Here is a 15378-nt window from a genome sequence, read left to right on the forward strand (position 1 = left end):
GGGGGAGCCGATGATCGCTCGTCGCTCCAGGCAGCCAGGAGGCGCCCGCGAGGACGACTCCCGGTGTCGGCCAGTGGAACCTTCCAGGGCAGGCACCGATCAACGTGGTCCACCATCCAGGCCAGCACCAGTATCTAGACGGTAACATGTCCGATCCCCCATCCTCACAGTCCGAGACAGACCAGGAACGCGCTGGCGAGTCACAACCCGACACGGACGACAGCGGGGACGCTGGGGCTGCACAACTCACGTCGGATATCCTGGCGTTCGTCGACTATGCAAAAGCGTCGACCTATTACCCAGAGGAGGGGGCACACGGCCGTCTGCAGTCGGAGGGAGATCGCCCAGCCCCGTTCGGGAGATGGGTCTCCCGTGGCTGGATCACGGACGATGGCGGACTGCAACGCATGGGCGTGTCGCTACTCACGACGTGGCAACGATCCGATGACGCTGCCGACAAACTCGCCGAACTGGACCCGACGCAGTTTCTCGAGTGGGTACAGCAACACGGTGCGGTGGCGACCGTCCGGGAGTCGGGGACGGACGAGCGTATCGAGGCCCCACCGGACGCCACGGCCGACACGTACAAGGGACTCACAGTCCGGGCGACGGTCCCCGACGAACTGACCGTGCCGACCGGCCACGAGACCTACTACGAGCGGCCGGTCCGTGCCGGCAAGACAGAACTCGACGTCATGGCCCACGCCCTGAAACACGGGAACCATCTCGACCTGAAAGGAGAGACGGGGACGGGCAAATCCGAGTCGATCCTGCATCTCGCCGAGCAGGTGAACGTCGGCGTCGAGCAGGTGAACTTCTCGGAAGAGGTTCGGATGTCGTATCTCCTGGGCCATTACGAGGTGTACAGTCACGACGGCGCGACGGAGATGCAGTGGGTCGACGGGGTGCTCACCAAGTGCATGCGGTACGGCGGCTGGTTCGTCGCCGACGAGCACGACATGATCTCCGGAGACGTCTCCTCGCTGCTGCACTCCGCGACCGAGAAAGGGGACGCTGTCGTCACGATACCGGAGAAAGGCGAGACGATCACCGTCCACGAGGACTTCCGGTTTATCGGCACACGGAACATCAACTACGCCGGCTCGAACCAGCTCAACAAGGCCTACGAGAGCCGGCTCCATAGTCTCCGGTTCGAGTACCTGGACCAGCATCAGGAAGTCGAGATCGTCCTGGAGGAAGTCGATCTGTCCTCGACCAGGCGGGTGGACGTCCGGCAGGTCGTCGAGATCGGTCGAGAACTCCGGGACGCGTATCTGGACGGGGCGTTGCCGAAGCCGATCACGTTACGATCGATGATACGGGCCGCGGAGTTCTTAGAAGACGGCTTCATGCGCCCGAAGGAGGCCGCGAAGACGGCCTACGTCGACCGGTTCCCCGAACAGTCGGGCCACCGGAGCTCCGTCGAAACGACCATCGAAACCTACGGGGGATAACCGTGCCATCCCCGTTTCACTCCGAGGAGTCCGCCACGGGCGAGGAGCAGGCGGTCCCCTTCGAGGAGCCACCCCGACGCGCCGACCGCCGCCGTGCCCACCTCGACAGGCTGGCGAAGATCAGCACCAGCACGTCAATTCAGGTCCGTCTCGGTGACCACACGCGGAACAGACGGCTGCAGGACGGCCACCGCATCGACGTGCCGTCCGATCCGATCGAGCAGTCGGTCTCGGATCTCTCGCCGCCGGTGTGGCACCTCGTCGAACAGGAGACGCTGACCTTCCACGGCATCGGGCACCTCAGGTGGACGGACTTCGACGCCTACCGGCGCTACAGCGAACAGTGTCTGGCGATCGACCGCGAGACGGCGGCGTCCGGTCCCGACCTCGCCGCGCTCTACCGGTTCCTGTTCAACGCGGGCGAGGACGCCTGTATCGACGCGTTCCTCGACAGCGAGTTCGACCTGCGCGACGAACTGATACTGAGTTACGAGAACCTGGTCGCGCCCGTCCGGGAGCGCCACTGTCTCAACGCGGTCGAGGCCATCGGGTTCGGCCTGCTGGACCACGGCTTCTACGACTCGGGGGTCTGGCAGTCGGTACTCGACGGCGATATCGGGGTCGTCGACCGGGTGCCCGAGCCCGACGCCGGGCGGCTCTCGGCGTTCGTCGGCGGCGTCGTCGCCAGCGACGCGTCCGTCGGGCGGTTCGACGACCGGATCGAGAGCCTCATGGCCGAGGCGGTGACCGAACCGGACGGCACCGAACGGGCCGAACTGTTCTTCGAGTTCGCCCAGCACGTCCACGAGTCGCTCTCGGACGCCGAGGTTCCCGAGACCGGCATCAGGAGCGATTTCTCGGTCGGGATCGGCCAGCAGGCGACCCCGAACGCGGCCCGGTCGACAGGGCGGTCCAGTGGGACCGACTCACCAGACGGGCGAGGAGAGACCGAGCGTTCGGGCGACCGCGACGCCGGCGACGAGGACCGGGATGCCACGGAACTCCTCGAAGACCTGTGTGACGGGTCCGACGGCGACACGGACGAACCAGAGCGGACACCGGATGGTGAGACGGACGAACAGGAGCGGGCGCCGGACGACGACAGGACCGACCGAGACACCGCGCCCGACCACGATCCGGTCACGTTCGAGACGTACACGTCGGTCGACACCGACGAGTACGAGGACACGCTCGAAGAGCACCGTCAGGCGACCAGGCGGGATCGGAACCGCGGCGACGACGCGACGGGCGAAAAGCAGGTCACCCACTCGTTTTCCGGCCTCGACGATGGGATCACGGTCCCGACCGACTGGTCGCGGACTGATATCACGATCAACGAGATCAACGAGTGTGAGCGACAGGCCCAGTCGATCGCCCGTATTCTTCGGGCGACACTCCAGCAGGAGCGAACCAGCAGTCGCCGCTACGGCACGGAGCGGGGTCGACTCGAATCCTCCCAGCTCCCCTACGCCGTGACGGGTCGCAGGAACGTCCGCTCGGAGATGCAGGATAGCGACGAGAAAGCGTACTCGGTCCAGTTCGTCCTCGATCGCTCGATCTCGATGCGTGGGAGTGCGATCAAACACGCCCAGCGCGCAGTGTACCAGCTGGGACTGGGGCTCTCTACCGTCGGTGTCGACGTCTCGTTGCTTTCGGTGTACCGGAACATCCCGCACCTCGAGGTCCCGTTCGGGGCAGACATCTCCACGCATCGGAACCGGCTGTTTTCGGCAAAGACGCGGGGAGGGACCCCGCTATCACACTGTCTCGCCTTCGCCCAGTCCGAACTGCTCGACGGGGAGTTCGACAACCACCTGATCCTCGTCGTAACCGACGGCTATCCCGACCACGAAGAAGCCTATCGGGAGTGCGTCGCCTCGCTCTCGGTCCCGGTGTACGGCGTCTACATCGACGAATCCACGGACCGCCACGGCGACCACGACAAGTACTTCGACTCGGTTCGGTACGCGACACCGGAGACGATCGACGACCGGTGTCGGGAGTTGTGTTACGACTTCGTCAACCACGTCGGTTGAAGTCAGCTAGAGACGCCCCGACAGTCGATGCGTCGTCCGCCGTGGGTGAGAAGTCCCTCGGACTGTGTCCCGGGTTACCATAATGGACTGACTCCGCAACACATATTACGAGCAGTCGCATACCCAAGATTGCCTCGCAGACACAGTCGGTCGACGTGTGTCCGAGCGCGAACATATCAAGTCCATTGGGGTAGCTGGCCAATCCTGTTGCCTTCTGGGGGCAACGACCCTGGTTCGAATCCAGGATGGACTATTCTTCCGCCAAATCTCGCGCTCGTAGCTTTGCTGTCACGGGGTAGATACCTACTTTCATAGGCATGCACTGAGAGAGTCGACCATGACCAGTGCGGCCGCTCGGTTGACGGAACCGCACGTCCTCGCCCACACGAAGCAGCGGCTCTTCCCGGACGACGACGCCGAGAACACGTATGCGGTCGTCGACACGCAGTTCGCCCAGGACAACTGGATCGACGCTCGGGAGATCGACGACCGGGTTCAGGACCAGCTGGCTCCGTTCAATCACGTTCGACTCGGTTCGGGGTATCCCGACCTCGTCGGCGTTCGGCCACTCGACAACGACGTCCTCGCCGTCGATCGGGTTGGCGAGGAACCACCGCTGATTGCTATCGAGGCGAAGGGGTACACCGGCACCCAGCGCCCGGACGTCGAACGAGGCATCGTCCAGGCCTACGATCGGCTCGACGAAGCGAACGTCGCCTTCCTCGCCGCTCCGGCACAGTCACTCACGCAAGGCGCCCGAACGCTCGCTCGGGAACTCAACGTCGGCATTCTGGCCGTCGACAGTCGTGGGACAGTCGCCACCGAGTTGGAACCGCGAGTCGTGGGCAACCGGACGTCGACCGAGGCCTCGGCGATACGGTTCCAGGCCAGTGCCCAGGGTGTCGCGGACAAGAACTTCGGCCTCAACCACCCGAAGAACTACCTCGCGTATCCGCTCGCGGTGTACCACGATGCCACGACAGTGGACCTCCTCGCAGAGCGAGTGGTGAAGGCGACGGACGCCGCACGGACTGGCGCGGCGTTTCTCGACCTGATTAGCGTGGAGCCAGACGGGGTTCGGTTACGGCCACTCGGTCGCGAAGTCGTCCGGTTCGCGCTCCGGGAGTACGGGTCGGTCGATGCGGCACTCGACGCCTTCGAGGACTGGAAACGGTCGCGGAAACGGTTCTGTGACCTGGCTCCGTTGTGGGGACAACTGGCCCGCCGGGTCGTCTACGAGTATCCCGCCACGCAGTTGCTGGTCGAAGAACTCCAGACGATGCACGACGACGGAATCGTGGAACCGACCATCGTCGACCTCGTCGAGTATCTCCACAGACAGCATCCGACGTTCACGATCGAGTTGTTCGTCCGGGGAACCGACGACGTCCGCCAACGGGTCCTCGATGCCGACGGTGAATTGCGAACACCGACGCTCGAGGACGGTGACGTCTATCACTCACCGACGGTGTTCCAGCTGAAGACGATGCTCTATCACGCCGGCGTCCTGACCACCACCGGAACCGAACCGGCGAACCTCGACCCGTGTGAGGACGAGTGGGCCCTCCGAGAACCGCTCGATTCCGTGACCTCTCCGACCGATTAGCGGTGGGAGGTTCCATCCGACCCCACTCGCCTAATCGTCGATGGACAGGGAGTTCTCCGCTCATTCGAGCAACTCGAGTGAGTGGCACCGTCAGCCACGCCGCCGGCACGAAGTGCGGCCGCGACACCGGCTGAACGCCTGCCTAGCAGTACGATCAGTCACCGTCTCGGCGACGAACTCTTTACCGGGCTCGGTCACGCCGGTGATCGCACTGACGGAATACTGCGTGGTGAATCAGATTCGAGCCCAGACGGGCGTCGACACCGAGGTCATCGTGGTCGGTGACCAGACAACCATCGGGTGAGAACACAGACAGTACAGCCGAGTCTGATGTGGCTTGCATATTTTTGTCTCACTTCGCGTTCCGTGATTCGAAGAGCCGGGTATTCAGCGCGGCTATGACCACGTTGAGCAGGAGGAACACGACGAATCCGATGGCGATCCATCCCCACTCGACGAGAGTGAGGGGAACGACCTCGAAGAAGTCGTGAAGCGGCGTGTAGAGGACGGCCAGGTGGACGAGCAGCGACACGCCGATCGCACCGACGAGCCATAGATTCGAGCGAAGCGGCTGGTCGTACCGTGAACGGATGACCTGGATGCGGATCAACTCGACGACGACGATAAACGTAAACAGGAGCGACTGCGCGCGGAGGAGCGACCCTGTGCGGTCGAGAGCGTAAAAGAACAGACCCAGGCCAGTCACTGCTAACAGGAGCGCGATCGTCAGTATCGACACGAGCACGCGGGTGTTGATCACCCCTTCGTCGGTGGGTCGCGGGGGGCGATCCATGAGTCCAGCTGCGTGTGGGTCGGCTCCCAGCGCGAGCGCGGGCAGCGTGTCCGCGACGAGATTGATCCAGAGGATCAGTATCGGCGTCAAAATCAACGCTTGTGACGTCCCCGAGAACTGTGCTGGGAAGAGGAGACTCCCGAGCAACACACCGAGAAACACCACCAGTACCTCCCCGGTGTTGGTCGAGACGAGGTAGTTGACGAACTTGCGGACGTTCTCGAAGATGCCCCGCCCCTCCTGGATCGCGTCACGAATCGTGGCGAAGTTGTCGTCCTGCAGAATCATATCGGACGCCTGGCGGGCAACGTCGGTGCCGCGCTCTCCCATTGCCACGCCGACGTCGGCCTGCGTGAGTGCGGGGGCGTCGTTGACGCCATCGCCCGTCATCACGACGGTGTGTCCGTTATCCTGGAGCGCGTTCAGGATGCGGACCTTGTGCTCCGGCGTCACTCGGGCGAACACGTCGACATCTTCGATCGTGTGCCGCAGCTCGTCGGCGGAGTGTTCGGTGACGTCACTCCCGGTGCGTGCACCGTCGGGGTCGAGCCCGATCTCTTCGCCGACGGCCTGGGCCGTCGTGAGATTGTCCCCAGTCGCTAAGACGGTTCGAACGCCAGCCGACCGGCAGTCGGCGATTGCGTCTTCGACTTCCGCTCGGGGTGGGTCGAACATTCCTTGCAGCCCGAGAAACACCATCTCGTCCTCTATCTGCTCCGCGTCAGCCGAGGGGTCCCCGACGGGCTTCGACGCGAACCCCAGTACTCGGAGCGCGTCCGCTGCGAACGAGTGCGTGTGGTCGAGGATTTCCCGCCGCTTGTCGTCGGTGAGTTCCCGTCTGTCGCCATCCTCGAGGACAGCGTCGCATCGGTCCAGAACGGTTTCCGGTGCGCCCTTCATGTAGGCCGTCGACTGGCCGTCGTCGACGACGACGGTCATCCGCTTTCGCTCCGAGGAGAACTGGATCTCTCGGACCCGCTCGCCGGTCGAGTCGACACCCGCGTCGTCCGCGACTCGCTGGAGGGCGATTTCAGTCGGCTCGCCGCGATACTCGTCGTCGTCCGTTCGCTCCACGTTGTTGCAGCGGGCCCCACATCGCAACAGCGGGGCGAGGTCTGGTCCGTCCGCCTGATTGCCGTCAGCAACAAGCTGCGGGGCAGCACCGCTGCCGTTCGCTGCGTTCGAGGGCGGCTCAGACAGGTCAACGACGGACCCCGAGGCGTAGAGCCGCGTCACTGTCATCCGGTTTTCCGTGACAGTGCCAGTCTTGTCGCTGACGATAACGTCGACCGATCCGAGACTCTCGACGACGGGAAGCCGCCTGACCAGCGCATTCCGGTCGACCATCTCCCGTGCGCCCAGCGCCAGTGTGAACGTCACGACTGCGGGCAATCCCTCCGGGACACCCGCGACGGCGAGGGTGATCCCGACGAGAAGAATCACAACTGGTTCTGTCGCCGTGAACAGGAACTGCACAGCGACGACCAGGACGATCAACGAAACGACGAGTCCCCCAATCTGCGTTCCGAGCTGCTCGACCTCGGACTGGAACGGCGTTTGCCGGTCGTCAGCCTCCTCCAGCTGGGTGGCGATCCCACCGACCGCCGTCTCCATGCCGGTCTCGACGACGATCGCTCTGCCCCGGCCCTTCACAACAGTCGTGTTCTTGTAAACCACGTTGTGGCGCTCGGCCAGTGGCGTGTCTTCGTCTACGGTCCCGGGTTCCTTCCTGACGGGCGCACTCTCGCCGGTGAGTGGGGACTCGTTCGTCCGCAATTCGTCAGCCTCCAGCACTCGGGCATCCGCCGGAACCGCATCTCCCTGTTCGAGGTAGACGACGTCTCCGGGGACGACCTGTTCGGCATCGATGACCTGTTTTCGTCCGTCACGGAGCACGGTCGCGTCCGGACTGGTGAGTTGACGAAGTGCTTCGATGGACCGGGAGGCCTGGTAATCCTGGACGAATCCGAACAACCCGTTGGCACCGATGATGAGGGTGATGAACGCCGCCTCGGTGTAATTGGGGTGGCCGCCAGGAACGAACCCGACACCGAGTGACAGGAGCGCGGCCACGACGAGGAGATAGATGAGCGGGTCACGGAACTGTGAGACGAGCAGGTCCAGAACCGACGTTCGTGCAGCGTCGTGGATGTCATTCGCACCGTACTCCGAAAGCCGGCGATCCGCTTGGTCAGACGAGAGTCCCTTCGGGTCGGTCGCTACTGCCGAGAAGACGTCGTCAATCGGCGTCGCGTGCCAGGGTTCCGCGCGAGTCCGGTCTACATCTGAATCAGTCATACTGTCGAAACCTTCCTGTTAGGGCGCCACTGCATACGGCTCCGTTCTCTCTCCGGGCTTGTGCGACTCCGGCCCCCAAGTGTATTCTACGTGTCTGGGTCGGGTACTCGGGCCCTCCACACCGGAATCGGCGACGTCCGAACGAGAGAGTCAGTAACGCTCCCCAGCACGTATCGAACGAAATCAGTTCGCCTGTGGGTGCCGACGACGAAATCAAGCCCACGTGTTTCGGTATCGGTGATGCCGTCCGGGTACAGGTCACTCCCATCTGTTGCAAAGCAAACCTGAGCGAACATAATGCCAATAAGGAGGCGAATGCACAAAAATGGGAGCAATACCATACATATTCATTTATTTATTCGCGTAGATATCAGAACATTCGTAAAAGAGTATATTCTGCACGGAGTCGATTTTGTATCCGGACGATTCGAATGCAAGAACCCTGGTACGGTAAGACGATGGGGCAACACGAGATCGAGGAGTTTCTGAACGAGCAGGCAACCGGCGTGCTCTCCCTCTCGAACGACGGCCGCGCGTATGGCATTCCGGTCTCGTTTGCGTTTGACGATGCGGACGGACGGGCGATCATGGACCTCGGATTCGCCGACGACAGCAAAAAGCGGCGGTTCATCGAGACGACCGAAGAAGTCTGTTTGACCGTCTACGACTGGGAGAGCCCCACGAACTGGCGGAGCGTCATCGTGACGGGCGTGCTGACGCGCGTAGACGACACCGACGTTGCCGATGAGACCCGGGGATGGTATTACGAGGTCGCGAAGGACATCGAGATACCGGAGGGGGACGTAGAACTCGAGTGGTACGAACTCAGGGCCGACGAGATTTCCGGGGTGGCGCTGTACGAGTGACCTGCGCCGCTTCCGCCGTTTCCGTGCCCTGTGACAGCCGGATCGCCCGGCCCTGCTGCGTACGATGGAAAACGAGACTACGACCGCAGAAGTGAAGGGCACACTGGCCTGCAATCGGCACCAGTGTCCCAAAATAACGCAGGCCCATACAATCCAGCAGATTCACCGTCGAACTGCGGGGGAGAAGGCGCCCAGTGACTGTTACCCATTTCGTGACAGCATAGTTGATAGAAATAGCGTGTGAGAGAGACAGCGGATCGATCCGTCGCGATGTTTGTTCTGTTTCAGTGAACTACCCCTGCCTATTCGCCGCCTTCGGTGGCTCCTTGAGGCAGGGGCTTCCCGTTTCGACGACGGCACTTGCAGACACCTCTCGGAAGTCATCGGCGTCCACAGCGGTGCCAGTCTCCGCGGGCGTAGATTCGGAGTGAACCACTCCTAGCTTCGACAGACCGCGCTCCCAAACGTTTAGTGCAGCGTTGTGGTCGCGATCGGTGGTGTAGCCACACGAGGGACAGCTGTGTTCTCGGACCCACAGCGGTTTCTTCGTTTTCACGCCGCACCGGTTACACGCCTTCGTCGTATCCGCTGGATCCACTTCCACGACGTGACACCCGTGTTTGCGGCCGTGGTGTTTGAGGATGGTGATGAAGTCGCGCCACCCGACCTCGTGGATGTTCCGCCCGTTCCGATCACCTTCTAACATGGGTTTCACGTCGAGGTTTTCGACGAACACGGCGTCGTACACCGTGGTGTAGGCATAGGCGAGTTTGTGCTTGAAGTCACGCCTCTTGTTCCGCATCTCCTTCTGGACTTCCGCGACCACCAAGCGTTGTTTCTCCCAGTTCGAAGATCCGTGTTCCTTCCGCGAAAGGTTCCGTTGCTCGCGTTCCAAACGCTCGCGATCATCGGAGAGGTCGAGACGGCCGATCGCCCGGTTATCGGAATCGTGGACGAACGACAGGATACCCAAATCAATTCCAACCGTGTCTTCGACATCGATGTCACCGGGATTGGGTTTCTCGGGAGCGTCCCGTTCGATGTTCAAACACGCGTACCACGCGCCAGTCTTGTCTTTTTTGACGGTGGCGTGTTTCACGTCGGTGTCGTCTGGGCTGGGGCGGTGCAGCCGGATCGGTACGTCCAAGGTTTCGCCGTTGACTTTCTTGAGTGTTAGCGTCCCACGACCATTGGGACCACTCTTCTCATCGAGTTCGAAGCCCCGCTGGCGATACGTGAAACTCCTGTACTCTTCCGGTGCCTTCCAGTTCAACGACCCGACGTCGTACCCGGCCCGTTTGAGCTTGCCGAGATTCTCGACGTTGGTGGCGATTTGCTCGACGGCCTGTTGCAACACCGTCGAGTACACATCGTTCAGGTCGGTCCACCAGTCTTTCAACTCCGGAATCTCGCCACGAACCTTCCGCACCCGTTGTTTGACGGTGCCTGCCGATTCGGGAATCCGGTTGAATTGGTGGAGGGCGTGGTTGTAGAGTTGTCGCACGGTGTCGCGCACCCAGTCCAACTGCTCCCGCTGCACCTCGGTCGGAAACAACCGGTACTTGAGCGCGTAATCCATGCGCCGTCCCTCGATTATCCAGATGCAGAAAATTAAATGTATGCATCCCTCGCAGGGCGATTCATCCCCACCCTACTCGCTCACTACGTTCGCTCCGTGAGGGTGGGGCTTCTCGCCCGAACTGCTAATCTGTGAGAATGGCGTTGTATTCTACTCGCGCCACTCGTTCGTCACTGAGACACCAACTCGAGGACTGCTGAATCCCCTCGCAGTGCTGTGAACGCACCCCCAGAAATCGCTACCTGCGCTGTATTCCGCGAGTCGTTTGTACCCATCCAGTGGCGATTCCGTACAACGTCAGGGGGTCCGGGCAAACAAAGAAGCCACATGCATTCGACGGTACAGGTATGCCCTCCAGACGAGCGGTGGCCAGCAGTCTCGCTCTTGTTCTCGGTTTTGTCCATGCAGTCGGGCTTCTCATCGTCGCCAGCAGCCTCGGGTACGATATCGGCCCATCGAACTATTCGGCTCTTGGACTCGGGTGGCGCTACGGTGGGTTGGTCGTCGTGGCAGCGCTTCCAGTGTATCTCGCGATTCGATACCACGTCATCCTGCCTGTCGCCGGGTTGGTCCTCACGACGGGGTATGTCGTTGGAATGGAACTCACGCCGCCTGGCCCAACGTTTCGTGACGTCGCCGAGCTCGAAGGGCTGGCTGAGCCAACCGGTATCACGGTCGTCGAGAACGGACTGTATATTGTCCGCTATATGCTCAATGCCTCCGTCTGGACGGTCGGATTCCTGTTCCTCGGACTCGTCGAGTACGTCGTTCGCAATACGTCGACGTACCTCCCGTCAGTAACGGACTCAGTCCCGGGACTAGCAGTTCCTGCCTCACGACGACGGGCGACCGCTATCGCTGCCGTGGGTGGAGTGCTCCACGCCGCTGTCATGGTGTGGTTTGCTGCTCGCCTTGGAGTGACGCTTTCCGGCGGGTATGCGTGGCTCTTCGTTCTTTTCGGCGCTGGTGGAATGTGGCTGCTCGCTGCGATTCCACTCTACCTTCTGTTTCGCCACCGATTGATCGTGCCGTCGGCGCTGTTGACGCTGTTCATCATGCTCAATGTCTGGGCGGAGTTCTCTGCAGGCGTAGAGGGTCCCCACGCGCTTTACTTCGGAGCGTGGTTCCTGTATCTGGCAATTCTGCTGATCGTGGCCGGAATAGAGTACGGGCTTCGCCGCCTCGACCTGTCGAAGTACGTCCCGACCGGGATGTGAACACGTCGCTGTCTGGCCCACTGATCGCTGTCGTCCACCAGAACCGGAGGTCGCTGAGGGACCGTCACCCGACGAGAACCAGTCCGTCGAGGCCGAGGAGCCACCGCACCGCCGTTTCTCTCGACTGTGCCCTGGATCGGATCGACGACTCGACCCGTGGCGTGAATCAATGTACGAAACAGACACGCAAAAACAGCCAGTGCTGAGTGGCCCTGAAACGCGGAGGCAGCGATAATACTCGCTTCCGTATTTGTTCGATGCCAGCTAGAAGCGATGGCGTTCGCGGTGCACCACGTCGGACGCATCGCCGGTGGTGCGGGTCACGACGATTTCGTCGGCCTCGGGAGCAACGCCGACGACGGCCGTGGCGGAGTCGTCCGGGCCGACATCGACGCTTCCGCCGTGGATCGTGGACTCGACGACGTACCGTTCACCGTTGCGGTCGTCCGCGAACGACACGGTGGCCGCCGCGTCGAACTCGTCGCTCTCGGGATCCTCGTCGTACGTGACGTCCTCGACGACACGTTCGCTGGGCGGGTACTGTTCTCTGTGGATCGTTCGGGTGTCGCCGTCGACCGTGGCGGTCACGATCAGTTCGTCGCCCGCACCATCGGGGTAGAGGTCGAAGTACGAGATCGATCCGGGCGTCGACGAGGACCGCGACGAGCGCGCGTTCTTCGTCTTCCCGGTGAGCTCCTCTGCGGTCGGTGAGCCGTCGAAGTAGAGTCGGACGCGGTCCTCGTCGGTATCGACGCTGACCTCGCTGACGACGCGCCCTTCGAACTGGGCTGACTGGGTGATTTTCGGGTCGATTCGCAGCGCGAGGATGGCCCACTCACCGTCGCTGGTTACGGTAGCGATCCGGGAAACGTTTCGCTTCCCGTCGGCCGTCGTGACGACCGTTTCGACGACGGCCGTTCGTTCGCCGGCGAGCGCATCGGTGAGCGTCTCCTGCTCGACCTCGGCCGTCCGCAACAGCGGTGCTGACTGCACCATCTCGAGCGTGACGTCCACGTCGCGTGTATCGAAGTCGATATCGGAGATCGCTCCCTCAGACGAGAGGAGTGTCGTCGCCTTCTCCTCCGAGAGGTTGTCCGGGTGGAAGGGATGGAGCGAGTGGAAGTGCTGTCGAGCCGCGGTCGGGTTCTCGTACCTGGCTTCGAAGTACGCGCGGACGACCTGCTTCGGTGACCCGGTGATCGAGTCGCCGTCACTGGACTTCTCTCCTGGCGTCGCGTCGCTGTCGGGCGTCGAGGTTGCGTTCGTCGTCGTTTGCGTGTCGTTCGCTGCGGGCGTGCTGTTCTGGCCGTCGAGCGAATCGATACAGCCGGCCAGTGACGTGAAACTGATCGTCGCGAGGCCGCCGAGATACCGTCGCCTGGTTCTGCGGGGCGCCATGCTGACCAATCGTTCGGTGACAGGCCACATATAAATGCCCGCAGTGGTTCTCTGTCGGAAACGGCGGCGTAATGCTTATATCCGCTTGCTGATCGAGCCGGTGACTACCGACCGACTATACAGCCAGTGGGCCAAGCGTTCGCGAGGGCACGGCTACTGGTATACGAGGGCGTCCGACACTGCACCGAGGTCCGTGCCAGTCACGAGACCGAGTGTGGGCAGTACCAGTTTAGCTCCGAGACTCGCCTGCGCCACTGACAGGACTTCGGCGGGCATCACGACCACACTCCGAAAACGGCCCACACGATGCTGCCCAGGGCCGGCGTATTCACAGCCGCTCAGCTACTGCGGAACGCGTCGACCTCCGCGGAAACCAGAGCTGGCGCTTCGCTGGGGCCGTTGTGGCTGACGCCGTCGAACTCGACGAAGCGGCTCCGGGGAAGCGCGTCGTGGACAGCGCGAGCGCTCTCGCGGAGGAAGTCAGGACCACTGGTGCCGGACAGGACGAGCACGGGCGCATCGACATCGAGCCGGTTCGGGAGCCGGTACTGCTCGACGGCGCGGTTCATGCGCACGACCTCCTCGGCGAGTTCGACGCAGTCGGGCCAGACCGGCCACTCCATTAGCCAGGCGTCGAGGTCGTCGATTCCCTCGGGGTGGAGGACCTGTTCGACGTAGCGTTTCACAGCCTCCTGGCGGTCCCCGGCGTCGATGAGCGCGTCCATGCGAGCGGCGAGATCGGCCTCTTTTCGGAAGTCTTCGGGGAGCACTGCCGGTTCGTAGGCGACGACCGCCTCGACGGCTGCGTCCGTGGCAGCCTCGATCGCGGTGAGCGCCCCGTAGGAGTGTCCGAACAGAATCGGCGTCCCATCGACGGCGTCGACGAGCGCTCGGACGTACCTGGCTTCGCGCTCAAGTACCTCGTCGGCGCTCGTCTCCGCTGGCGTGTCCAGACACGTGCCGAACCCGGGGCGCTGGGGGACGATCGCGGCGTACTCCTCGAAGTGAGGGATCACCGGGGTCCAGTGCTCTCGGGGAGCCATCCCGCCGTGCAATAAGACGAGTGGCTGGCCGTTCCCGTGCTGTTCGTAGGCGATATCGAGACCATCTGCAGCGTGTGTCGGCACCATGCACTGCTGCCTTCGAGGGCGAGTTGGCTAAGTCGCTCTCTCAGTGATTGGGGCTTTTATACGGGATAGCGGATGGACGGCGATACTGATACGGACAGCACAGAGCGGGAAAGCGCAGAGCGGGACTGGTGTCGGTGGGCCTCGGGAAACGGCCAGTCGGCCCCAGGAGAGAGCCCTCCAGAGAGTGCGACCTTCGCCACTCCCATTAGGGCCGATTGACACGCTATCCTATGGGGCTCGTCGCCGAATTCGAGATCGATTGCAAAGCGCTCCCACTCGTCGGGGTCGCGACAGCGGTGTCCGATGCGACGCTCCGTCTCGCCCTCCAGTTCAACCACGGGCGTCGGCCCATGTTTCTCATCACTGTGACTGGTGGGTCACAGACGGCGATCGAGGACGCCCTTTCGGATGCCTACGACGTCGCTAACTGGACGCTGGTCGGGGCGGCCGGCGACACGCGTCGCTATCAGGCACGCCCAGCGCTCAGTTTCGAGGAGCAACTCGGCGACGCCCTGGACGATCTCACGGGGCTCGAAGCCCTCGCCACGGCAGACGCCATTATCGAACGGATCGAGGTGACGCCGGACGGGTGGCGACAGACGGGCTGGTTCGCCGATCGGGACGCGTTCACGCAGTTCTCGTCGTTCTGGCAGCGAAACGCCGGGTTCCGGTTGCTCCGCCTCACACGTGATGGCGACTCCGAACCGCCGGGCGAGGGGTTGACTGACCGCCAACGCGAGGCGCTCCGAATCGCCTACGAACGGGGGTATTTCGACATCCCGCGTCGGGCATCGCTGGAAGCGGTCGCGGCGGAGCTGGGGATCTCCGCCTCCTCGGTGTCCGAGCGACTGCGTCGCGCTCAGACCCAACTCATCGAGGAGACGGTAGCGACGACGTGGCCGCCACTCCCCGACTGACGGCCACGCACTCGCCATCCCCAGGAGTATATCCAGTGTCTTGCCCAGGTCGGTGACTCGCAACATTCTGTCCAGGACCCGATG

At 62.7% G+C, this 15378-nt stretch carries 10 protein-coding genes, 1 tRNA gene and 1 pseudogene; 7 read left to right on the forward strand and 5 right to left on the reverse strand.

Features of this window, described 5'->3' with window-relative positions; genetic code table 11:
* Positions 1-146: 146 nt before the first annotated feature.
* The 4 genes from E2481_RS07540 (at position 147) to E2481_RS07555 (ending at position 5096) form a co-directional block, all read left to right on the forward strand.
* Positions 147-1454, forward strand: coding sequence for an AAA family ATPase (locus E2481_RS07540; protein ID WP_136716532.1), 1308 nt, complete (start codon positions 147-149; stop codon positions 1452-1454).
* A 2-nt stretch (positions 1455-1456) separates the two neighbouring features.
* Entirely contained in the window at positions 1457-3490 is a 2034-nt protein-coding gene (locus E2481_RS07545; RefSeq protein WP_136716533.1) for a vWA domain-containing protein, read from the forward strand.
* A 179-nt stretch (positions 3491-3669) separates the two neighbouring features.
* Positions 3670-3743 (forward strand) — tRNA-Gln (locus E2481_RS07550).
* Between the two features lie 84 nt (positions 3744-3827).
* Positions 3828-5096: a hypothetical protein gene (locus E2481_RS07555; RefSeq protein ID WP_136716534.1), complete on the forward strand. Its 1269-nt coding sequence runs from the start codon at positions 3828-3830 to the stop codon at positions 5094-5096.
* Positions 5097-5448: 352 nt separating this feature from the next.
* On the opposite strand, the gene E2481_RS07560 is transcribed toward E2481_RS07555, so the two are convergent.
* Both E2481_RS07560 and E2481_RS19195 read right to left on the reverse strand, forming a co-directional pair.
* Positions 5449-8187, reverse strand: a complete 2739-nt coding sequence (locus E2481_RS07560; protein WP_136716535.1) for a cation-translocating P-type ATPase — start codon at positions 8185-8187, stop codon at positions 5449-5451.
* A gap of 86 nt (positions 8188-8273) precedes the next feature.
* A pseudogene (locus E2481_RS19195) lies at positions 8274-8402 on the reverse strand (universal stress protein); the annotation flags it as partial.
* Between the two features lie 216 nt (positions 8403-8618).
* Between E2481_RS19195 and E2481_RS07570 the strand changes: the two are divergent.
* Positions 8619-9053: a pyridoxamine 5'-phosphate oxidase family protein gene (locus tag E2481_RS07570; RefSeq protein ID WP_250137755.1), complete on the forward strand. Its 435-nt coding sequence runs from the start codon at positions 8619-8621 to the stop codon at positions 9051-9053.
* A 292-nt stretch (positions 9054-9345) separates the two neighbouring features.
* Here the strand turns inward: E2481_RS07570 and E2481_RS07575 are convergent, their stop codons facing one another.
* On the reverse strand, positions 9346-10632 hold the full coding sequence (locus E2481_RS07575; protein WP_136716537.1) for an RNA-guided endonuclease InsQ/TnpB family protein: 1287 nt from the start codon (positions 10630-10632) through the stop codon (positions 9346-9348).
* Positions 10633-10910: 278 nt separating this feature from the next.
* Between E2481_RS07575 and E2481_RS07580 the strand changes: the two genes are divergently transcribed.
* A complete protein-coding gene (locus E2481_RS07580) occupies positions 10911-11849 on the forward strand; it encodes a hypothetical protein (RefSeq protein ID WP_256867886.1) in 939 nt (312 codons plus the stop codon).
* 264 nt (positions 11850-12113) lie between these two features.
* Here the strand turns inward: E2481_RS07580 and E2481_RS07585 are convergent, their stop codons facing one another.
* Entirely contained in the window at positions 12114-13247 is a 1134-nt protein-coding gene (locus E2481_RS07585) for a hypothetical protein (RefSeq protein WP_136716539.1), read from the reverse strand.
* Between the two features lie 338 nt (positions 13248-13585).
* The gene (locus E2481_RS07590; RefSeq protein WP_136716540.1) at positions 13586-14377 is read right to left on the reverse strand and encodes an alpha/beta fold hydrolase; all 792 of its coding nucleotides are present in this window, start codon (positions 14375-14377) and stop codon (positions 13586-13588) included.
* A 230-nt stretch (positions 14378-14607) separates the two neighbouring features.
* Between E2481_RS07590 and E2481_RS07595 the strand changes: the two genes are divergently transcribed.
* Positions 14608-15294 carry a helix-turn-helix domain-containing protein gene (locus tag E2481_RS07595; RefSeq protein WP_136716541.1) on the forward strand — a complete coding sequence of 229 codons (687 nt, stop codon included), beginning with the start codon at positions 14608-14610 and terminating at the stop codon, positions 15292-15294.
* The last annotated feature ends 84 nt before the right edge of the window (positions 15295-15378 follow it).

This window comes from Halorientalis salina, from assembly GCF_005049285.1.
GTDB classification, from domain to species: Archaea; Halobacteriota; Halobacteria; order Halobacteriales; family Haloarculaceae; genus Halorientalis; species Halorientalis salina.